At 38.4% G+C, this 21,099-nt stretch carries 24 protein-coding genes and 1 riboswitch; of the genes, 18 read left to right on the top strand and 6 right to left on the bottom strand.

Annotated elements, in window-relative coordinates:
- The first annotated feature begins 220 nt into the window (after window positions 1-220).
- The 8 genes from RZN25_01010 to addA all read left to right on the top strand — a co-directional run bounded on the left by RZN25_01010 (window position 221) and on the right by addA (window position 10,439).
- On the top strand, window positions 221-868 hold the full coding sequence (locus RZN25_01010) for a TVP38/TMEM64 family protein (protein MEQ6375413.1): 648 nt from the start codon (window positions 221-223) through the stop codon (window positions 866-868).
- A 77-nt stretch (window positions 869-945) separates the two neighbouring features.
- Window positions 946-1,485 (top strand): signal peptidase I, encoded by a 540-nt coding sequence (lepB, locus tag RZN25_01015; GenBank protein ID MEQ6375414.1) that lies wholly within the window; start codon window positions 946-948, stop codon window positions 1,483-1,485.
- Between the two features lie 175 nt (window positions 1,486-1,660).
- The gene (locus RZN25_01020) at window positions 1,661-2,020 is read left to right on the top strand and encodes a hypothetical protein (GenBank protein MEQ6375415.1); all 360 of its coding nucleotides are present in this window, start codon (window positions 1,661-1,663) and stop codon (window positions 2,018-2,020) included.
- Window positions 2,021-2,041: 21 nt separating this feature from the next.
- Window positions 2,042-2,296, top strand: coding sequence for a hypothetical protein (locus RZN25_01025; GenBank protein ID MEQ6375416.1), 255 nt, complete (start codon window positions 2,042-2,044; stop codon window positions 2,294-2,296).
- 19 nt (window positions 2,297-2,315) lie between these two features.
- Window positions 2,316-2,483 (top strand): hypothetical protein, encoded by a 168-nt coding sequence (locus RZN25_01030; protein ID MEQ6375417.1) that lies wholly within the window; start codon window positions 2,316-2,318, stop codon window positions 2,481-2,483.
- Between the two features lie 43 nt (window positions 2,484-2,526).
- Window positions 2,527-2,778, top strand: a complete 252-nt coding sequence (locus RZN25_01035; protein ID MEQ6375418.1) for a hypothetical protein — start codon at window positions 2,527-2,529, stop codon at window positions 2,776-2,778.
- A 480-nt stretch (window positions 2,779-3,258) separates the two neighbouring features.
- Complete coding sequence (gene addB / locus RZN25_01040) at window positions 3,259-6,735, top strand: helicase-exonuclease AddAB subunit AddB (protein ID MEQ6375419.1); 3,477 nt, start codon at window positions 3,259-3,261, stop codon at window positions 6,733-6,735.
- The gene (gene addA, locus RZN25_01045) at window positions 6,732-10,439 is read left to right on the top strand and encodes a helicase-exonuclease AddAB subunit AddA (protein ID MEQ6375420.1); all 3,708 of its coding nucleotides are present in this window, start codon (window positions 6,732-6,734) and stop codon (window positions 10,437-10,439) included. Before addB ends, addA begins: the two co-directional genes overlap by 4 nt.
- A gap of 47 nt (window positions 10,440-10,486) precedes the next feature.
- Here addA and RZN25_01050 read toward each other — a convergent pair whose 3' ends face one another.
- The 6 genes from RZN25_01050 to RZN25_01075 all read right to left on the bottom strand — a co-directional run bounded on the left by RZN25_01050 (window position 10,487) and on the right by RZN25_01075 (window position 12,428).
- Complete coding sequence (locus tag RZN25_01050) at window positions 10,487-10,705, bottom strand: spore germination protein (GenBank protein MEQ6375421.1); 219 nt, start codon at window positions 10,703-10,705, stop codon at window positions 10,487-10,489.
- Between the two features lie 87 nt (window positions 10,706-10,792).
- Window positions 10,793-11,152, bottom strand: coding sequence for a spore germination protein GerPE (locus RZN25_01055; GenBank protein MEQ6375422.1), 360 nt, complete (start codon window positions 11,150-11,152; stop codon window positions 10,793-10,795).
- On the bottom strand, window positions 11,124-11,333 hold the full coding sequence (locus tag RZN25_01060; GenBank protein MEQ6375423.1) for a spore gernimation protein GerPD: 210 nt from the start codon (window positions 11,331-11,333) through the stop codon (window positions 11,124-11,126). The genes RZN25_01055 and RZN25_01060 overlap by 29 nt, the downstream gene beginning before the upstream one ends.
- Before the next feature lie 15 nt (window positions 11,334-11,348).
- Window positions 11,349-11,933: a spore germination protein GerPC gene (gene gerPC, locus RZN25_01065; protein MEQ6375424.1), complete on the bottom strand. Its 585-nt coding sequence runs from the start codon at window positions 11,931-11,933 to the stop codon at window positions 11,349-11,351.
- Window positions 11,934-11,993: 60 nt separating this feature from the next.
- Window positions 11,994-12,194, bottom strand: a complete 201-nt coding sequence (locus RZN25_01070; protein MEQ6375425.1) for a spore germination protein GerPB — start codon at window positions 12,192-12,194, stop codon at window positions 11,994-11,996.
- A 12-nt stretch (window positions 12,195-12,206) separates the two neighbouring features.
- The gene (locus tag RZN25_01075) at window positions 12,207-12,428 is read right to left on the bottom strand and encodes a spore germination protein (GenBank protein MEQ6375426.1); all 222 of its coding nucleotides are present in this window, start codon (window positions 12,426-12,428) and stop codon (window positions 12,207-12,209) included.
- A 335-nt stretch (window positions 12,429-12,763) separates the two neighbouring features.
- On the opposite strand from RZN25_01075, the gene RZN25_01080 reads away from it, so the two are divergent.
- From RZN25_01080 to RZN25_01125, 10 genes are all read left to right on the top strand, one after another.
- Window positions 12,764-13,936: a DUF418 domain-containing protein gene (locus RZN25_01080; protein MEQ6375427.1), complete on the top strand. Its 1,173-nt coding sequence runs from the start codon at window positions 12,764-12,766 to the stop codon at window positions 13,934-13,936.
- Between the two features lie 436 nt (window positions 13,937-14,372).
- Window positions 14,373-14,457, top strand: a riboswitch (cyclic di-GMP riboswitch).
- A gap of 80 nt (window positions 14,458-14,537) precedes the next feature.
- On the top strand, window positions 14,538-14,879 hold the full coding sequence (locus tag RZN25_01085) for a DUF192 domain-containing protein (GenBank protein ID MEQ6375428.1): 342 nt from the start codon (window positions 14,538-14,540) through the stop codon (window positions 14,877-14,879).
- A 17-nt stretch (window positions 14,880-14,896) separates the two neighbouring features.
- Window positions 14,897-15,097, top strand: coding sequence for a Flp family type IVb pilin (locus tag RZN25_01090; protein ID MEQ6375429.1), 201 nt, complete (start codon window positions 14,897-14,899; stop codon window positions 15,095-15,097).
- Window positions 15,098-15,277: 180 nt separating this feature from the next.
- On the top strand, window positions 15,278-15,784 hold the full coding sequence (locus RZN25_01095) for a prepilin peptidase (GenBank protein ID MEQ6375430.1): 507 nt from the start codon (window positions 15,278-15,280) through the stop codon (window positions 15,782-15,784).
- Window positions 15,785-15,803: 19 nt separating this feature from the next.
- Window positions 15,804-16,184, top strand: coding sequence for a pilus assembly protein (locus tag RZN25_01100; protein ID MEQ6375431.1), 381 nt, complete (start codon window positions 15,804-15,806; stop codon window positions 16,182-16,184).
- A gap of 3 nt (window positions 16,185-16,187) precedes the next feature.
- On the top strand, window positions 16,188-17,090 hold the full coding sequence (locus RZN25_01105) for a pilus assembly protein TadG-related protein (GenBank protein MEQ6375432.1): 903 nt from the start codon (window positions 16,188-16,190) through the stop codon (window positions 17,088-17,090).
- 13 nt (window positions 17,091-17,103) lie between these two features.
- Window positions 17,104-17,775 carry a Flp pilus assembly protein CpaB gene (gene cpaB / locus RZN25_01110; protein MEQ6375433.1) on the top strand — a complete coding sequence of 224 codons (672 nt, stop codon included), beginning with the start codon at window positions 17,104-17,106 and terminating at the stop codon, window positions 17,773-17,775.
- Window positions 17,776-17,799: 24 nt separating this feature from the next.
- Entirely contained in the window at window positions 17,800-18,693 is an 894-nt protein-coding gene (locus tag RZN25_01115; GenBank protein ID MEQ6375434.1) for an AAA family ATPase, read from the top strand.
- Window positions 18,690-20,132, top strand: coding sequence for a CpaF family protein (locus RZN25_01120; protein MEQ6375435.1), 1,443 nt, complete (start codon window positions 18,690-18,692; stop codon window positions 20,130-20,132). The genes RZN25_01115 and RZN25_01120 overlap by 4 nt, the downstream gene beginning before the upstream one ends.
- On the top strand, window positions 20,132-21,097 hold the full coding sequence (locus RZN25_01125) for a type II secretion system F family protein (protein MEQ6375436.1): 966 nt from the start codon (window positions 20,132-20,134) through the stop codon (window positions 21,095-21,097). The genes RZN25_01120 and RZN25_01125 overlap by 1 nt, the downstream gene beginning before the upstream one ends.
- The last annotated feature ends 2 nt before the right edge of the window (window positions 21,098-21,099 follow it).

Below are 21,099 nucleotides of genomic sequence, written 5' to 3' on the forward strand. Positions count from 1 at the left end.
TATTATCAGGGGTCTTGGATTTTTGTCCGTTGGCTCTAAAAAATAAGTAGTCGTTTGATCGTATAAAAAAGAAGACCCATCCTTCTTAAGGATTTCTTGGTGAGCTATATATAGAAAATTGTCAAGGTGCAAAATCTTTTGTGAAGCATGTTTCAAAAAGTGTTTTCATGGGGAGGAATATATTATAATAAAGGGGATGTTCTAGTTAGGGGAAATTGATATGATATTATCTGTGTTTAATTTTAATGAAATTCAAACTTTGATTGAAGATGAAAAATATTATGAGTCAATTCTACAAATATTAGAGAGCTATGAAAAACTGGGACCCTTACCTGGAATCCTTCTCCCCTTTTCGGAAGCTTTTTTACCTTTCCTTCCTGCAGTGGTTTTTGTTATGGCTAATTCCATGGCATATGGATTGTTTCAGGGATTCTTCCTTTCATGGTTAGGTGCATCTTTAGGTTCAATAGCTGTTTTCACCATTATTCGTGGCTTAAGAGATTGGAAGCCGATCCAATTTATTCGTAAAAATCGCCAGGTTCAAAAGGTGATGTATTGGGTGGAAAGCCATGGTTTCGGACCGATTTTTTTACTTTTGTGTTTTCCGTTCTCTCCCTCTGCCGTTATTAATACTGTAGCGGGATTATCAAGAGTAAACTTTCAACAATTTGTCTTAGCTGTTTTTTTGGGTAAGACTTTGATGATTTTTACTGTTTCATATATCGGTACAAGCATTACATCATTTGCAGAAAGTCCCGTTAAATCCGTGGTTATTGGGATCTGTATTTTATTGTTCTGGTTCATAGGAAAATATGTGGAACGGAGACTTCAAAGAAATAGAATTAAATCTGAATCAAAAAGTAAGTAAATTGAATTGTTTAAATTGTTTGAATAGAGGGAATAATGGTAAAATGAATTGAGAGATTATTGTTTGGAGGAGATGGAATGAGAAAACAGTTATGGGTTTATCTCCGAACCATTTTAATCGCTTTTGTTATTGCCTACGCTGTAAGAACCCTACTATTCGCAACCTATGTGGTTGATGGTAAGTCTATGGAACCAACCCTACATGATGGAAATCTGCTTATGGTTAATAAAGTGATCTATGATTGGAAGGATGTCAATCGATTTGACGTCATCGTTTTTCATCGTAACGAGCAAGACGATTATGTCAAAAGGGTAATCGGAATTGAGGGAGACTCCATTGAATATAAAAATGATCGGTTGTATGTAAATGGAGAATTCCAAGAAGAAGCTTATCTTCAGCCTTTCCGGGAGGAAGCTGTAGGAAAATTAACTGAGGATTTTACCCTTAAAGAAATTACTGGGGAAGCGACGATACCTAAAGGATATATTTTTGTAATGGGAGATAATCGACAGAGAAGTTTGGATAGCCGGAAGTTTGGATTTGTGCCAATCGATTTGGTTGTCGGAAAAGTAGATGCGCGTTATTGGCCGATTTCCCAAGCAGCTATTGCTTTTTAACGATAGAGCCCTCACTCGTGTGAAGGCTTTTTTTGTTTGTGTAGTGTATAAATGGAAAAGGTGAAAAATCCAAATAATAGTTTTGTAATCAGTCATATCTTTTTACGTTTACAACTAAAACATCTATATGGTATACTTCGCCATAGAACATATGTTTTGGTAATGGGGTTTAATGATGGAAGTCGCAAAAACACTAAGCCATAAAATTACCAATCATTCTCGTATTTTTGATGAAACCTTATTCATTTATAACGAAGCATTAAGTTTTATCATCGACATCATAGATAAAGAATTTGATAACTTAGATGAAATTACTGTAAAGAACATCCATACCACCAAATCAAACCCTTCTCCAAAGTATATAGAATTCAACCTTCGTTTTTATAAATTCCCTTCTTACTTTAGAAGAAGTGCGATAGCTTCTGCTTTTGGCAAAGTGAAAAGTTATCGTTCAAACTACCAAAAATGGCTAAAAGAAAAGGAATCAGTCCTTTACGAAGGAAAGAAATTTAAAAAGAATCCACCTGCGTTATAATTACATCACAAAGAGTTTCCAGTGTTTTATAAAAACAATATGTTTGAGAGAACATCTGATGCTACCGCTCAAATCAAAGTCTTTCACAACCATAATTGGGTATGGGTGGATATTGAATTTAAAGAACAAGACCTATATAAGCGGGATGTTTGGGATTGGAAGGAGTGTAATCCTAAGCGTGTTAAGGTTGGCAAGAAATACTTTTTACACTTTACTTATACATCTAAAGTAAAGTTAAGTGATACAAAACTTGAGCTACGCAAGGTATTGACCTAGATCCGTATGTGCAGTAGACTTGGGAATTAATAATTCAGCAGTTTGTTCCATTCTCGACGCAAAAGGAACTATCTTAGCTCGTAAGTTTAGTAACCAAGCTAAAGAAAAAGACCGTTTGCTTCGATTAACGAATAAATTGCGTACAGTACAACGTCCATCTGGTTGGGTAGCTGCACCTAACAATTAATGGGTTACAGAAACAAATTATTACCCATACTTCGCATGAAATTATAAAGTTCACCAAAGAACATAATTATGATGTCGTTGTCTTCGAATTCCTAGATAAAATGAAGATACCGAAAAGTTTTTGGGGTGCTAAGAAACTTCGTTTCAAATTACGTTATTGGCGTAAAACGGCGATTCAACATAAAGTAGAAGAAATGGCTCATTATGCAGGTATACGTATTTCTAGAGTCCATCCTCGAAACACAAGTGCATTAAATGGTTCTGGAAAAGTAGAACGTAATAATAAGAAAGTATAAAATTTGTCTAGTTCCAGCGAAAAAGCATCATCGAGTAATCTTCGAAGTTTTTGCCCCGAGTAAGGAAAGCAACATAGAGCTACTTCACAGAAACAAGTGCTTTTTCTTGTTCGAGGGGCAGCCTATCGACTAGAGTCGGTTCCCTCCTCTCCTTCGATAAGTCAACATCGATGAAGGAGATTCGGTTAAAAACGCGACATCGTGTTGGGGCTGCGATTACTCGTCCCACCGGAATGATTTGCAAGACCGAACGGACTCGTATCCTGCGAGCCCTCGTGAACCGTGTTTCCTTTATCTCAGAAATAAGGAACGTAGGTTGAATTCGCCACTACACCTACGTGACCCACATCCTGTGGGCCTCACCGCCTTACGTCGATGGTCACAAGAAATGCTTCTCGAGAATTTACTTCGCAGAAACAAGTGATTTTCTTGTTTTGAAGGGAGCTTGCGTTTTTCATAATGGAAGGAGAGGAAAGGCTAATGTCTGTTCGATTTATTTTAGGCAAGTCAAGTAAAGATAATAGTGAATGGATACTGCACGAAATTCAAAGAGAGTTACAGCAACGTCCTGAAGGGCCGTCCATTTTTTACTTAGTTCCTGATCAGATGACCTTTCAACAGGAATATAGACTACTAAAAAGTTCGGAATTGGAAGGGACCATTCGTGCTCAAGTGTTTAGCTTTTCACGCTTAGCGTGGAGAGTTTTTCAAGAGACAGGTGGAGGAATAAGAAAGTACATTAGTTCTACTGGAATCCAAATGTTACTCCGTAAAATTACGAACGAGCAAAAGGGGGAGTATAAGGTTTTCCAAAAAGCAGTGGAAAAACAGGGGTTTATGGATCAGTTGGAAGGAATGATTACTGAACTCAAAAGATACTGTGTTACTCCAGAACTTTTAAAGGATCAAATACAGCAGATGAAACAGTTTCAGCATACGACACCGCAAGAAAATAGTTTAATGGACAAGCTTCATGATTTGAGTAAAATCTATGAAGCTCTTTCTAGTGAACTTGTTCATCACTATATGGATGCGGAAGACCGCCTTCAAATGCTCATTGATAAAATTCCTTCTTCCAAGGAGTTAGAAGGAGCGACCATCTATTTAGATGGCTTTTATCGCTTTACACCCCAAGAACTTCAAGTTATTCAAGTGTTGATGCAAAAGGTCCGGAGAGTTACTCTTGCGGTCACAGTTGATCCTACAAGTTTTAGAACACCTGAAGAGCTTGATTTATTTTATCAAGCAACGACAACTCATGAACAAGTCCGTGAAATTGCAGAAGAAATAGGTATCCCAATAGAGGAACCTGTCCTAGTGAACCATCAGACATCTCAGCCATATTTAGTTCACTTAGCTGACCATTTTGACGATCGTCCTGCTCCCGCGTATATAGACAAAGTTCCTCTAGTCATAGGGCAAAGCGTTAATCCAAGGGCAGAGGTAGAAGGGGTTGCTCGAGAAATCCTTTCTTTAGTTCGCCAAAAAAATTATCGATATAAAGATGTAGCTATATTTATCCGTCAACCAGAGGTATACCATGACTTAATTGCTACCGTGTTTGAAGATTATCGCATTCCCGTTTTTATTGATGTAAAAAGGACAATGCTAAATCATCCACTCATTGAAGTGCTTCGCTCCTTATTGGAGCTTGTGGAAGGAAATTGGAAGTATGATGCGATGTTTCGAATTTTAAAAACAGGTCTGATTCCTCCTACTAATGAAGAGTTTCCACTCACCTCAGAAGCCATTGATGAACTAGAAAATTATGTTCTTGAGTATGGGATTCGTTCAAAAAGTCAATGGATGAATGCTAAGTCCTGGACTTATCAAAGGTTTAAAGGCTTCAATCTAGGTGCAAAAACAGAAGAAGAAAAGAAGATGGAAGAAAGATTGCAGGCCTATAGAATGCAAGTGGTAGAATGGTTGGCACCAATTGATGAACAATTGAGAAGTGGTAAAACCGTACAAGAAAAGTGTGAATCCCTCTATATATGGTTAGAAAAAATAAATGCACCTCAAACTTTGGAGCGATGGAGAAGTAACTTTGATGCAAGAGGAGAATTAGAAAAAGGACGGGAGCAGGAACAGGTATGGGTTGCTGTCATCCAATTGTTTGATGAACTAGTGGAGATGATAGGAGAAGAAATCTCTCCATTATCCTCTTTCCGTACCATCGTTGACGCTGGATTTGAATCCTTGCAATTTGCCCATGTTCCACCAAGTATGGACCACGTCATTGTGGGAAGCGTTGATCAGTCACGGATTTCCGGAATGCGCGCTGCTTTTTTACTAGGAGTAAATGAAGGTTTATGGCCAATGAAACCACCGTCTGATAGTTTAATATCAGAAAATGAAAGGGAACTACTTAAGGGTCATGGAATGCAGCTTGCTGACTCTAATAAAAGACAGCTTTTAGACGATCGATTTTATATCTATTTGGCTTTTACTGCCCCATCGGATTTTTTATGGGTCAGTTATACGCTTAGTGATGAGGAAGGAAAAACAAAGATACCATCTTCCTATATCAAACGAACAATGGATATATTCCCTAAAGCAAGACAGGAGCTTCTTTTACAAGATGCGGAAGAAGCGCAAGATGTGGATCCATTCATCACTACTAAGGAAAAAACTTTGTCTATGCTAACCTCTGAGCTAGCTAGAAGTAAACGAGGGTATCCGATTCATGAAAAATGGTGGAGGGTTCTTCACTGGTATTTGTCACAACCCGAGGATCAGCCTGCTAAAGTTATTCTTCATAGTCTTTTCTATCAAAATGAACCTGTTAGTTTAGAGGAAACGACAACAAGGCAACTCTACCCAGAAGTTTTACAGACAAGCGTATCCAGGCTGGAGAGTTATTTCAGCTGCTCATACAAGCATTTTCTTCAGTACGGGTTGGGCCTTAATGAAAGACCGATATTTCAATTAGAGGCACCTGATATTGGACAACTGTTTCACGAAGCTTTAAAAAAGATTTCGGAATGGATAATGAAGGATGGGGGAGATTGGAAGCTTGTATCTAAAAAGGATACGGACGCTTACGCTCGAAAAGCTGTACAGGAGTTAGGCCCTATCCTACAGCACCAAATCTTAGCCAGCTCCAATCGGTATCAATATATTCAAAAAAAGCTGGAGCAAGTAATTGCAAGAGCAGCTTATGTCATTAGTCAACAAGCAAAAGCAAGTCTTTTTAGTCCAGTAGGGTTTGAGATAGGTTTTGGTCCAAATGAATTGTTACCTCCTGTTGATCTCCCACTTCCAAACGGCTATAAAATTCAGCTAAGAGGAAGAATTGACCGTGTGGAAAAAGCACAGGAGGATGATCGACTCTTTTTAAGAATTATAGATTATAAGTCAAGCTCGAAAGGACTTAAGCTTTCTGAAATATATCATGGTCTGTCTCTTCAAATGCTTACGTATTTGGATGTTGTTCTCACTCATGCTGAACAGTGGCTCGGATTAAAGGCATCTCCGGCGGGTGTATTATATTTCCATGTCCATAATCCAATGCTTTCAGAAGAAAAAGAACTCTCAGACGATCAGATTGAGCAGGAAATTTTCAAGAAGTTCAAAATGCAGGGGCTTCTTTTGGAAAATGAAGATGTCGTTCGAATGATGGATACACAACTTGATTCTGGATCGAGCTCTATCATACCTGTTGGATTAAAGAAAAATGGTGGCTTTTATCAGTATTCACGTACGGCACAGGAAGAGAATTTTGACCAATTAAAACGTTACATTCGAGGATTAATGGTACAAGCAGGTCTTGATATAACAAATGGAAAAGTGGAATTAAATCCATTTCAACAAAAGCAAAAATCAGCATGTACATTTTGTTCGTATCGATCTGTATGTCAATTTGACCCGACAATGGAAAATAACGAGTTCCGATTATTAAAGGATTTTAAAGATGAAGAGGTCTGGGCAGAATTGAAGAGAAAGGAGGAAGAGTGATGAAGTGGACGCCTGAACAAGAACAAGCCATTTACTCCGGACAGCAAGATATATTAGTAGCCGCAGCTGCTGGGTCTGGGAAAACGGCAGTTTTAGTAGAGCGCATTATACAAAAGCTTATGAACAAGGAAAGCCCAATGGATATTGATTCGTTACTTGTGGTTACCTTTACCAATGCGGCGGCTCAAGAAATGAGAAATCGTGTGGGAGCAGCCTTAGAAAAGGCACTCGAACAGGAGCCATCTTCCATACACTTAAAAAAGCAGCTTTCTTTATTACAACGAGCGTCCATCTCAACCCTTCACTCCTTCTGTATGGATGTAGTGAGAAAGTACGCCTTTCGTTTAGATTTAGATCCTCACTTTCGAATGCTGGATGAAATTGAAGGAGATTTGTTAAAAGAAGAAATTCTACAAGAATTATTTGAAAAGTGGTACGGAGAAGAAGGAGAAGACCGTGATCTTTTCTTTGAAGTGGTTGAGCGTTTCTCTAGTGACCGCAGTGATGCGGAAGTAGAAGATTTAATTCTTCAACTCTACGAATTCTCTAGACAACACCCTTGGCCTCATTATTGGCTAGATGGGATAGTGAATGCATATGATGTGAAGGAATCTGTTTCCGAAGAAGAGCTGGACTGGTTAGATCTTTTGAAGAAAGATGTACAATTCCAGTTAGAATATATGATTTCTGAATGTCAAAAGGCTTTACAAATCACACGGGAAAAGGATGGTCCCTATCACTATGCAGAAGCTGTAGAGCAGGATTTACTCATTTTTGAAGATGCTAGGAAAATACTAAATTATTCTTGGCAGGAGCTACAGGAATGGGCGACTTCTATTAAAGGGTTTGCAAAGCTGTCGGCTAAGCGAGTGGATGTCAATGATGATAAAAAGGAAAAAGTAAAAGATATAAGGAATCGTTATAAAAAGTTGTGGCAAAGTATGTTAGAACAATGGTTCCTTCGTTCCTTGCCTGCTCATCTCCAAGATTTAGAAAAACTTAAACCAGTGATTGGGCATCTTATGAAATTAGTCAAGGAGTTCGGTGATCGTTTTCAACAGACGAAAAAAGAAAATGCCCTCGTTGATTTTAGTGATCTAGAACATTACTGTTTACAGCTATTGATGGAAGAAGGTTCGACACCAAATGATGTCATCCCGTCTGTTGTAGCTAAAGAATTTCATAAGCAGTTTCATGAAATCTTAGTAGATGAATATCAGGATACGAACCTAGTTCAAGAAACGATTTTGCAATTATTGGTTCAAGGAGAGGAATCTGGATATTTGTTTATGGTAGGAGATGTAAAGCAAAGTATTTACCGATTTCGCCATGCGGAACCTTCCTTGTTTGTGAATAAATATAAAGCCTTTGCCCATGACCCATCACAAGGACTTCGAATTGATTTAGCTCGAAATTTTAGAAGTCGTAAAGAAGTGTTGGCAGGTGCTAACTATATTTTTCGTCAACTTTTTGATGAAACAGTTGGTGAGCTTGTCTATGACGAAGCAGCTGAACTTATCTATAGTAATCAAGATTATGATCAATTCCCAAATCCAGAAGTCGATGCAGAGCTTATGATCATTGATCGTCAGGAGCATGAGGAAACGGATGAAGAGGGAACTGAAAATTATCGGGATCTAGAAAAAGCGCAGCTTGAGGCGCGAGCCTATGCGATGCAAATCAGAAAATGGATAGGGAAAGAATCTGGACATTCGATGCAGGTTGTAGACAAAAAGACGAGTACATTAAGGAATATTCAATATAGAGATATCGTGATTCTGTTAAGGTCGATGACATGGGCTCCTTCCATTGTGGAGGAGTTAAAAAAGCAAGGGATTCCAGTTTATGCCGAGCTATCCAGTGGATACTTCGAGGCAATTGAAATTCAAGTGATGTTAAGTCTCTTAAAGACCGTTGATAATCCCTTACAGGATATCCCACTGGCATCGGTTTTGAAGTCTCCTATGGTAGGCCTAAATGAGCAGCAGCTTTCTGAAATTCGATTAACCAAAAAACGCAGTCCTTTTTTTGAGGCCTTAAAAGAATATCATAAGCAGCAATCTTCAGAAACGATGATATGGAAAAAAGTTGATCGATTTCTCCAACAATTTGCAGAATGGAGAAGATTGGCCAAACATGGAGCATTATCAGAGCTAATCTGGGGTATTTTTAGAGATACTGGATACTATGATTTTGTTGGCGGAATGTCTGGTGGAAAACAAAGACAAGCAAACCTTAGAGCTTTATATGACCGTGCTCGGCAATATGAATCTACTAGCTTCCGAGGATTATTCCGATTCTTGAGATTTATAGAACGTATGGAGAAAAAGGGTGAGGACCTGGGAGCTGCAAGAGCATTAGGGGAACAAGAAGACGTGGTTCGGATCATGACTATTCATAAAAGTAAGGGCTTAGAATTCCCGGTAGTCATTGTAGGAGCGATGGATAAGATGTTTAATGAGCAAGATTTAAAAAGAAAATTTCTCCTTCATAAAGATTGGGGATTCGCTTCTAAATTTATAGATCCAGAAAAAAGAATCATGTATCCTACTCTTTTATACCATGGGATCAAAAGTAAAATGCAAAAGGAAATGCTTGCAGAGGAAATGCGGGTATTATATGTGGCTTTAACAAGGGCAAAAGAAAAACTTGTTATGATTGGCAGTGTCAACTCTCTCGAAAAGAAAAAAGAACGCTGGAAAGAAATGCTTGACCATCAAGATCTAGTTTTACCTCCATACGAAAGATTGCGGGCAAAAACTTATTTAGATTGGGTGGGGGCAACGCTGATTCGACATCAACAGGCAGTTCCTTTAAGAGATGAACATGAAGTAAATCATATAGATCCAACCATTAGTAAGGATAGTTCCACTTGGCAAATCACATTACTTCATGGTTCACAATTAGGGGGTTCCTCCATTTTAGATGAAGATAAACATGAAGATTTATGGAGGGCTATCCAAAAATGGGAACCTCTAAACCAGGATGCAGTTGACCCATTTATTAATCAACAACTGACTTATGAGTATCCTTTTAAAAAGGCCTCTGATTATCGAGCGAAACAAACGGTGACAGAAATTAAACGTCAAAGGGAATTGAAGGATGAATATAGTGATGAACAGTATATACGTTCTATCCAAAAGCCTATTTTAGCTAGACCTCGCTTTATGCAAAAGAACAAAGAATTAACTCCTACAGAGCGAGGAAGTGCAATGCATACCGTGATGCAGCATTTTCCATTTGATCGTGTTTATTCAGAGGAAGAACTGAAAGAATTTATCCAAGGGCTAGTAACTAAAGAAGTCATGAGCCAAGAAGAAGGAGATAGTGTGGATATAACTGCTATTCTCCAATTCTTTGAAACTCCAATAGGGATAATGATGCTTGAGAGCCCAAGCCTTTTTCGAGAGGTTCCTTTTAGTTTAACTTTACCTGCGAGTGAGGTATATGCTCAATGGGAAGGGGAAGAGGAACGGGTGCTCATTCAAGGAGTTGTAGATTGCCTCGTTCCTTATCAGGACGGTTGGATTTTACTAGATTATAAGACAGACCAAATTCCTACTTCTCAGAAAGCAACTGAACTACAACAGCGCTATGCCGTACAATTAGAAATGTATGCAAGAGCGATTGAAAGGATTTGGAAGAAACCTATAAAGAAAAAGTACTTGTACTTTTTCTCGGCTTCTGTTCTAGTGGAGGCATAAAAATGAGGACCCTTTATAGGGGTCCTCATTTTTCTAAAGAAAATAAATTATGCATTTCCTGCTTGATTTTGGTCATTCACATCGGGATCAAGAGGGTTTGTTGAACTGACACCATTATTGGTTACAATAAAATCACCTGTATTAAAGCTTCCAGAACCGCTTGCTGTTTTTGAAGTTGATTTTGGTGAGAGATAAAAGGCATCCCCAAAATTGATGGCCCCGCCATCGACGCTATTTATTTTGATTGGTCCTACGATTGAGGGCATGGTTTACACCTTCCTCTATAATGCTCTCTAACTACTTTATGAAAGAAAGGAAAGGATTGTTCCATTCAAAAGCGGAATCTCTTGAATTTAATAATAGATTCTAGTATGTTTCACTCTGGCTTCTGAAAATAAATGATCTAAGCTTCCAATATTAATTTGAGATGCAGAGGCAACCCCCAATACATGAATAGATTGAACATCTATCGTTGAATCGTGATGAATATGTTTTTGGTCAACTAAAGTAGGACTTGGAATTGGAATTTCTTGTTTAAACAGGGAAAATTCATGAAAATCAAAAGGATCCTCAAAAAAAACCGGAAACTTTTTTTGCACAGCTATCGTCAAAGAAAGAGGAGATGCTTTAAAGGTATCTCCAATTGCTAAAACGGTACTTGAATACTCAGAATCAATAAGAAGGCTATTCACCTTGGTTGTTCGTTTCTTCATTGGTAGTTTCCTCCTCATAAATTCCTGTAGGAGAGATAATTAATGATTCAGGTGGAGTGTCATAGATGGAAGATAAAACAATGGATTCATTATCCCCGACTAGAAAAACTGATGAAGTCGTAATCCCAATTATTTCAATATGACCAACCTGCAAAACATGGTTGTGTATAGTTAATCCCATGATGGTACCTCCTTTTTAGGAGTTCTTTTCGTTAAAAAAACGGTGTAGGGAAGTTTTTAATTCTTGGTCAAAATCTTTCATCATTTTTTGTATGGTTTTTTGTTTTTGCTTAGGATCATTTAGTTCAGGGTATTGGGTGATATAGTTTTTTGTTTGTTTTGGTAATTGTTTGTATATATCTTCCATGATGGTGTTAACCAGCTGATGATCAAGAGACCTTCCTTTATTCTTGGCTGCTTCTTCAATCATCTCAGGTCCACGGGTATTCAAATATTGTTGAAGATTGGCTTGAATTTCTTGACCAATGGGAGTTTTTTCAATTGGCTGAAACATTGGGTCACCTGAAAGCGTAAATGTATCAGGGTCTCCTAAATCCGTGGGAGATAACCCAATGTTTAGAGTGCCTTCTAATGTTTCTATTTTGAGTTGATCAAACTTATATTCAATTCTTTCAATAGTCTGACCAGGTCTTTCTTGACGAATTTGATTGACTAATTTTTCTAATTCAAGAACTTGATTCTCTAATTGTTCCATTTTGGTTTTTTGAGCTTGAAGCTGTTGCTGAACAGTTTGACTCCACTGTGTCCAGTTTGTATACATAAAAAGGCTCCCCTCCATAGGCAAATGTCTATGGTATTTTATGAAGTATTTTTCATTTTGTTACGTCAGGGGAACTAATGGACCAGTAGTCTCAAGCAACTCACCTGTTTCAGGAGCGGGTTCTGTGAAACCACCTGTATTGTAAAGATTGGAAAGGGCTTGGATACTCCCGCTACTTCCTATTTGGACGAAGGATGAATTGGAGATGGAACCTATTTTAAGCAAGTTAATTTGGATGGATTGATGGATGGTTATAGCCATCAGAAATCACTCCTAAGTCGTATTCATAATGGACTGATCAACTACATCTTTATCAGAAACGTAGGTTGATGAAGAGTATAAATCAATTTGAAGACCGTGTCCTGTGTTAAAGGAGCCACCACCTGCATAGGTTTTGGTTTGGCTAAAAGGTGAAATGTGATATACGTCTCCAATGTTAAAAATACTACTTGTTGAAACGCTATTTACCTTTACGGCTCCTACGATCGCAGGCATAGGCATACCCCCTTCATATCAATGTATGAATAGTAGTTTTATAGTGTTCGTTTTTAGTGAGTTTTCCTTTAACATATAAGGCGCAAATGAATGGAATATATTGATAGTTATCCCGCATGAACGGGCAGCCAACCATGAAACAAGCTTCACCAACAAGGATGGAAAATTTAATGTCTTCATGGGAATAATACCCCCACCTCAAGTCTTAAGGGAAACGAAAAGAGTAGGTGGGGGATAAACTGCCCGTAAATGTCCGATTGGTTAGTCATACCTAATCAGTGGGGGACGGCCATTGATTGAAGTTGAACTTTATCTAGTAAGGAGTGGAAGTATGTATGGATTTACAGGTTCATAGTGAACAAGGACGACTTCCTTGGATTGATGCAGCAAGAGGGTTTGCTTTGTTCGGTATTTTAATGGTGAATGTACCTGCATTTAACGCACCTTTTTTTCTTTATGGGGGAGAAGGGGTTTACTGGGATTCGAAATTAGATCATATTGTCCAGGATTGGACTCAAATCTTATTTGAGGCTAGCTTTTATACTCTTTTTTCTTTTTTATTTGGGTTTGGGTTTTGGATGATGAAGGAGAAATTAGAGCAAAGAACAGGGCATTCTGCTGCTGCGCTTTCTAGAAGATTCACCATGCTCATCTTCATTGGTCTTTTCCATGCGCTTTTTCTATGGCATGGGGACATCTTGTTTTTTTACGGCTGGATTGGTTTTCTACTCTTATTTTTTTATAAGCGAAGTAATCTTTCAGTAGGAATATGGGTTGCAACATGTTTTATTGCTCCAACTGTGCTGATTACGTTTATGCTTTTGTTATACCCAGGGCCAGGGTATATTGATACAAATGCAATTCGTTTATCTTTGGAGAATTATCAATCGGGAACGTTATTCGAGGTCTGGAGTCAGAACAGGAATGACTGGTTTTATATGATTGATCCTTTTTATATTATTCAAGTTGTCTTATCCATTCTGCCGATGTTTCTTTTGGGGATGATTTTTGCAAGAAAGAAGTGGCTCCACGACATTGAGTTGAATTACAAAATTCTTTTTCATATATGGTGGGTAATGGGCTTACTATTCTTATTATTTAAATTGGCTCCTACATTAGCGGGGAATCCTTCATGGTCAACCTATATTAGAATCCAAATAGGTGGCTCAGCCTCAGCTATCTTTTATCTGTTAACGATTGTTTTACTATATAAGAAAAAAATGTTTCAAACTTTATTTAAGCCGTTAGCTAACATGGGGCGCTTATCATTAACCAATTATTTAAGCCAATCGGTTATCTGTTTTTTCCTTTTCTATTCGGTAGGTTTAGGATTCTATGGAAGGGTTACCCCCCTAGAGAGTGTTGCCTTTGCAGTAGTAATCTATCTCGTTCAACTTATTTTGAGTACAGTATGGCTCAAATGGTTCCAAATGGGTCCAGCGGAGTGGGTGCTTCGGTATGTAACATATAAAAGTAAGCCAAGATTTAGAAATGAAAAGGTCTCCTAAGGGGGCCTTTTTCTGACAGAATCTATGAATTTAACAACCAAAATCTACAATTTTTTTAGTATTTTCTTCAAAAATTACTAACAATATAGTGGAATAGGAAGATAATCCCGGTACATTTTTGGGTAATTAGATACCTAAATAGAATGCCAATAAACAATTGCGGGAAAAAGGAACTAACAACGGGTGATGGGCCAATAAAATGGTTAATTATACCAACTGAAGTCCTTTTCCCTTCTTTTGATTTACTAGATTTCATATTATTGGAAATGAAGGAAAAACATTTATGACTTTTGTATCTAAGATTTTAGCTGGGTTAGGCAGGATTCATCATGATTTTGATTGTTAAAAATAAGCGCGTAGTTCGATTTCTTTTGACATGGGGACAAGCTATGCTGTAACCAGATCAGATTCAACAAAATTGAACCACCTAGTTGAATCTCGATAAAGGCAAAACTGGTGAAAACCAGTGACGCAAAGCTACAGGGACTAAGGGCATTCGCCTATGTCAGCCAGTTACCGAAAGATTTAGGGTGAAGTATGTACGTATAACCCCCTTTCGGTAAAGGCAGGGTTATTTTTTTATGGGAAAGGAGGGAGAAAGATGCTTCTCTATGGGGAAGATCGTTCAATAGTTGTAAAGAAAGTTCGCACTGCATATGATTTTATTCATCGTTTAAAAGGCCTAATGCTTGATCGAGATCTCCCAGAAGATGAGGCTCTACATATTCGACCTTGCCGATCGGTTCATACCTGTTTCATGCGTTTTCCAATCGATGTGGTTTATGTGGATGACAACCTACGAATTATCGCGATCGAGGAACACATGGGACCTTTTAGGTTTGGGCGCTCACGGTCTGACGCAACTTCGGTCTTTGAATTCCAAGCTGGTATCGTTCAAAAAAAAGAACTTGCTGTTGGACAAACGTTACAATTCCAAAAATGAAAAGGGAGATGAAAGGAATGGAAATGTTGAAAAGATTGTTTGTTGAAGAAGAAGGTCAAGGAATGACTGAGTACGGTATCGTGTTGGGTGTTATTGCTGTTGCGGTTGTAGGGATTTTGGTTGCCCTTAGAGGACAGATTGTTACATTATTCCAAAACGCGCAAGACGCAATTTCAACAGCTGTATCAGGAGATAGTTCAACAACAACTACTCCGTGAACAGATTTAGCACCAGGTACGGACAGTGGAGCATTAATTACACCGGAGTATAACGAGTTTTAGTGCCTCATTTCCTTTGAAAAAGACCAACTCCTTCCAATGAAGCCTTACGTTTCCATCGACGTGAGGCTTTTTTTCAAAAAAAAGAAATACATATGTTCATATTCAGGAGGTGGAGTAATGATCATAGATTCGATCATTTTAATCATTTTACTAGTTTGTTTTATCACGGATATCAAAAGCAGAAAAATTTATAATGTGGTCTTACTTCCAGGTCTAATTTTATCTTTGGCCTCCAATGTTTACCTTGATGGTTGGCAAAGACTTGGATCAAGTTTACTAGGACTTCTTGTAGGAATGGCTATCTTATTCATCCCTTTTGCTATGGGTGGCATGGGGGCCGGAGATGTAAAGCTTCTTGGATTAATTGGAGCTTGGAAGGGAGTTTTCTTCGTTCTAACCACAGCCCTTTACATGGCATTGGTAGGAGGTCTCTTAGCTATCCTTGTAATATTGTTTCAAAAAGGAGCAAAAGAGAGATTGCGTGGGATCATGTACTTTTTTATTTTCTTATTTCAAGGAAAAATACGGACGGATTTTATAAAAACAAAGGTTTCTCAAATCACTTATCCATACGGAGTGGCTATTGTGATTGGTGCCATTTGTACCATTTATATCCCACTATAAAGGGAGGGAGAACGAATCTATGAGGCTTAAAAGAGATCAGTCAGGACAAGCGCTTGTAGAGATGGCTATTGTATTACCTGTTCTTCTTTTAATTTTGGCAGGAATGTTGGATCTTGGCAGGGTGATTTATACCTATACTGAAATGCACCAAGTTGCTCAAGAAACAGTAAGAGTAGCTGGGTTAGGAGGAACAGATCAAGAGGTTACTACTTTTGCCAAATCTCATGCTGAGGCTGATAATTTACAGGTCACGATTACTCCTGATGGATTGACCAGAAATTCGGGGGACTACGTAACGGTTAAACTGGATTTGCCTTTTTCACTAATGACTCCTATTATTTCACAATTATTCCCTTCCCCTTTCTCTATTACAACTGAATCAACGATAAGGGTGGAATAACATATGAAATGGATAAAAAAGGAAGATGGGAGCGCACTTGCCATTGTAGCTTTGGCTTTTATGCTTCTTTTAACGATTGCCGGTTTTGTTATTGACGGGTCACATTTATATATGGAAAAACGCAGCTTGCAAAAGATAGCTAATGCTGCTGCATTATCTGGAGCACAAGAGGTAACAGGTGATTTGCCAAAAGTAGATGCAATTGTGCATAAGATTTTAGAAGAACACGGGGAGCCTAATATTTTAGAAAGTCTGAAAAGCTTTCCAGATGACAGAGTTGAGGTGTTAGTTAAAAAAGAGGTACCAGTTATATTTTCTAAACTTTTCGGGATCGACACAGTTGCTATAAGGGCTGAAGCAATTGCTTCTTTAGGCGTTATGGGAAAAGCGGAGGGTGCAGCTCCGCTCGGAATTGATGATAGTGTTCCTCTCGAATTATATCGAGAGTACAAATTGAAAGTTGACCAAACAGATGTTAATACAGGAAACTTTGGAATTCTTGCCCTTGGTGGATCGGGAGCAGCAACCTATGAGGATAACTTAAGGTTTGGATATCAAGAGGAACTAGTAACCGGGGATATTTTAGAAACACAAACCGGAAATGTGGCCGGAAAAACGAGAACAGCTGTTGAAGAAAAATTGCTTCAGTGTCCTTATGTTCCAGGAGAAGAAATACCACGTGATTGTTCCCGAGTCCTACTGATTCCAACCTATGAACCTTTCCGAATAGATCAAAATCAGTTAAAAGAGGTCAAGATTACAGGTTTTGCTTACTTCTTGATCACAGCACCAATGGATCCCAAAGATACAAGCATTACAGGAATGTTTATAGAAAAAGCAGGAAAAGGATCATATGCACCTGATGCCTCAGGAAATGGTGCCTATGCAATACGACTGACGAGATAGGGGGGTGACAGATATGAAAGGGAAGTTGATGCTTTTTTTAGCATTACTACTAGGTGGAGTCACCACATACTTACTATATGAATATTTGCAAGACTACGAGGTTGCAACAGCTGGAGAATCAACCCTTGTCCAAGTAGTATCTGCAAATGGGGATATTGAAAAAGGGCAAAAAATTGTAGATGGGAACTTAAAACTGACCTCTGTAGCAGAAAATTCAGTTCATCCTAATAGTGTTCTTACAAAGGAAGAGATTATTGGAAAATATGCAACAGCAGACATGGTGGATGGAGAGATGTTTTTAAGTCACGATGCTCAGTCGGAAAAGGAAGAAGAGTTGTATGTTGCAAAGAAAATAACCGATGGCAAGCGTGCCGCTTCGATTGGTGTAAATTTTGTTCAGTCTGTTTCGAATTTGATAGAGCCAGAGAATTACGTGGATGTCATTTCCTCTAAGGTTGAAAAAGTGGGGGAAAAGGATGAGGTCAAATCTACGGTTCTATTAGAAAATGTTCGAGTATTGGCAGTTGGAAGAAGATTGATAGAGGTGGAAAAAGGAGAAGACTATGTGGAATATAGTGCGGTTACCTTAGAAATAACGAAAGAGGAATCTGTTCGTTTAATCAAAGCCTCACAAGAAGGAAGTATTCATCTTATTTTACATTCACAATTAATAGAAAAAGAGTGATCTCCTAGGAAGGGGAGGGTCTTTATGGAATCTCATGAAAGCACTAAAAAGAAAAAAAGAGGAGATTTAATAGTGGTTGCATCTGCAAAGGGCGGGGTTGGAAAGACCTTGCTAGCAGTTAATCTTGCAGCCGCTCTTTGCAAGAAAAATATGATGGTATCTTTAGTTGATGGTGATTTTCAATTTGGAGACATTAGCTTGTCTCTCGATTTACATACAACCTTTACTTTAAAAGATATAGTGGAGGATAAAACACTAGATTCTCAATCCGTTCTAAGTTATTTGAATCGTCATGAGTCGGGAATTCGCGTTCTAGCTGCACCAGACCGTCCAGAATACGCCGACTTAATCGTTCCAGATGTTATTACAGATGTTCTGACGTATTTGACCGATCATCACCAATTTACCATTGTGGATACTGGTGTAGGTTTTCATGAGAATAATTTAAATATGTTCGAGCTCGCTGATCAGATTCTTTGTATGACCAATCTTGAAATGTCTACATTGAAAAATACGAAACTGATGCTTGAGACCTTTGATATGCTAGGCCTAGCTCATAAAGTTACGTTAGTAATTAATCGTGCCACAATGGAAAGTGTAATCAAACCAACGGATGTGACAGACATTTTAGGAATTGATGATCCAATCTATATTCCGAACGACTTTCAAACCTCTACTCAATCATTAAACATCGGAGTTCCATTTGTTACAAATCAGCCGAAAACAGAAATTGCAAAAGCTTATTTCAAAATGGCAGAAAGACTTTATTCAAAAACTGATATGTCTCTTGCCTTTAAAAAAGAAGGGTTTAGAGAAAAGTTTAATCAAAAACAAGAACAGACAGAAGAAGAACCAACAAAAAAGGGTTCATCAGGGAAATCGTGGCTTCATCCCTTTGGAAGGAGAGGGAATGCATGAGTTTATTACAAAGAATTGAAGAGAAAAATAAAGAAAAGGGCATGGACGATCAGCCTATTGTTTTGCAACCGGAAGTGGAAGCTTCACCTGCTGAAAAGAAAGATTTACTTCAAGCCTTTCGCGAAACACAGCGTCCAAAATCTAAAACAACAAAAAGTGAAAAAAATAAACCATTATTGTCCAAGCATCAAGAATTGAAAAACATTTTACATAAACAGATTCTTCAAGATTTAAATGAAGTTGATATTGAAGAAATCATTCCAAAAATTGATGCGATGGCCATTGAAATTATGAAGGAAAACGAAACCTTTCGGGGACAAGTGGATCGAAAAAAAGTTGTTAGTGAACTGATCAATGATTTGACTGGATTTGGACCAATCAACCCACTTCTTCTGGACCCGGATATATCTGAAGTTATGGTGAATGGTCCGAATCAAGTGTATGTGGAGAGAAATGGAAAAATAGAACTAACAGCCGTACAGTTTCGGGATAATGAACATGTCATGAATGTAATTGAAAAAATCGTAGCACCGATTGGAAGAAGAATCGATGAATCCTCTCCAATGGTTGACGCCCGTTTACCGGATGGATCTCGTGTGAATGCCATCATTCCGCCTTTAGCTTTAAATGGACCAACCGTTACTATACGAAAATTTTCTAAGGATCCTTTTACGATTGATGATTTGATACGTTTTGGGACCGTTACAAATGAAATGGCCATTTTCCTAGAAGCTTGTGTAAAGGCAAATTTAAATATTTTTGTTAGTGGAGGAACCGGCTCTGGAAAAACTACGACATTAAATGTGCTGTCTAACTTTATTCAAGAGGACCAACGTATTGTGACGATCGAGGATTCAGCAGAATTACAATTAGGTCAAGATCATGTCATTTCCCTTGAGTCAAGACCACCAAATATCGAGGGAAAAGGCGGAATACCAATCCGTGAGCTAGTAAGAAACTCCCTTCGTATGCGTCCTGATCGTATCGTCATTGGAGAGGTTCGTGGAGGGGAAGCACTTGATATGCTTCAAGCCATGAATACAGGTCACGATGGATCTCTAGCAACTGGGCACTCCAACTCCCCAAGAGATATGATATCTCGTTTAGAAACGATGGTCCTAATGTCAGGAATGGATTTACCTGTTCGAGCCATCCGAGAACAGATTGCTGGAGCTCTAGACCTCATTATTCAGCAGACACGCCTAAGGGATGGAACCCGAAGAATTGTTAATATTACGGAGGTTCAAGGATTAGAGGGAGATGTGATTGTTCTTCAGGATATTTTTGCGTTTAAACAGCAGGGAGTCGATGAGGAAGGACGTGTTATTGGAAAACTTCTTCCTACTGGTGTTCGTCCTAAATTTTATGAGAGATTACAAGCTTCAGGAATCACTATTCCGTCGAGTGTATTTATCCCAGAAGAGGAGTGGATGAGATAATGACTCCCTATTATATTGTGATTCTTGGCGGGTTTTCAGTCATCTTTTTCACTTTAGGTCTTATGCAGCTCATGTTTAATCGTAACAAACGACTTGAGAAACGAATGAAACATTTTCTTCAACATGAAGAAAAGTCTAAAGTAGATCCAAAAAAGTTAAAAGAAATGGTCGATTTTCGACTGGCTCGAAAGACGATTGCTGAAAAAGTTTTGACTCGGAAGAAGACGAACCAATTGGGGGACATGATTAAAAAATCAGGGATTCCAATTAAAGTAGAAGAGTATCTGTTTTTTCAATGGATAAGCATTGCTTTTTGCGGATTACTTCTCTATCTCATTACAGAACAAACTTTACTGGTAGCTCCTGGTGGAATGATTGGTTTTATCCTTCCTAAATGGTTCCTTAAACGGAAGCAGAAAAAGCGGATGAAGGAATTTAACGAGGGTCTTCCTGATATGCTTTCCACCATGATTGGATCTTTACGCGCGGGATTCAGTTTACCACAAAGCTTACAAACTGTCGTTGCGGAAGGGGAAGAGCCGATCAAATCAGAGATCGAACAAGTAGTTCGTGAAATGCAATATGGAAGTACTTTAGAAGATGCTCTTCATGGTCTGTATGAAAGAATGCCAAGTCAAGATTTAGAATTAATGATCCAAGCGATCATTATACAAAGGCAAGTTGGTGGGAATCTAGCCACTGTGTTAGATAAAATTGTGGATACCATCCGTGATCGAACTAAGATTCAAAGGCAAGTAGTAACATTAACAGCACAAGGCAGACTTTCTGGTCTTGTCATTGGACTTTTACCAGTAGTATTAGCCTTTATTCTATATTTAATTGAACCAGAATATATTGGTTCACTTTTTACCCATCCTATTGGTCAAATTCTAATAGGTGCGAGTGTGTTTTCTGCAACAATAGGGTTTATCCTCATCCGAAAAATCACAACGATTGAGGTGTAGCT

It is taken from the genome of Bacillaceae bacterium S4-13-56 (assembly GCA_040191315.1).
Lineage (GTDB): Bacteria > Bacillota > Bacilli > Bacillales > JAWJLM01 > JAWJLM01.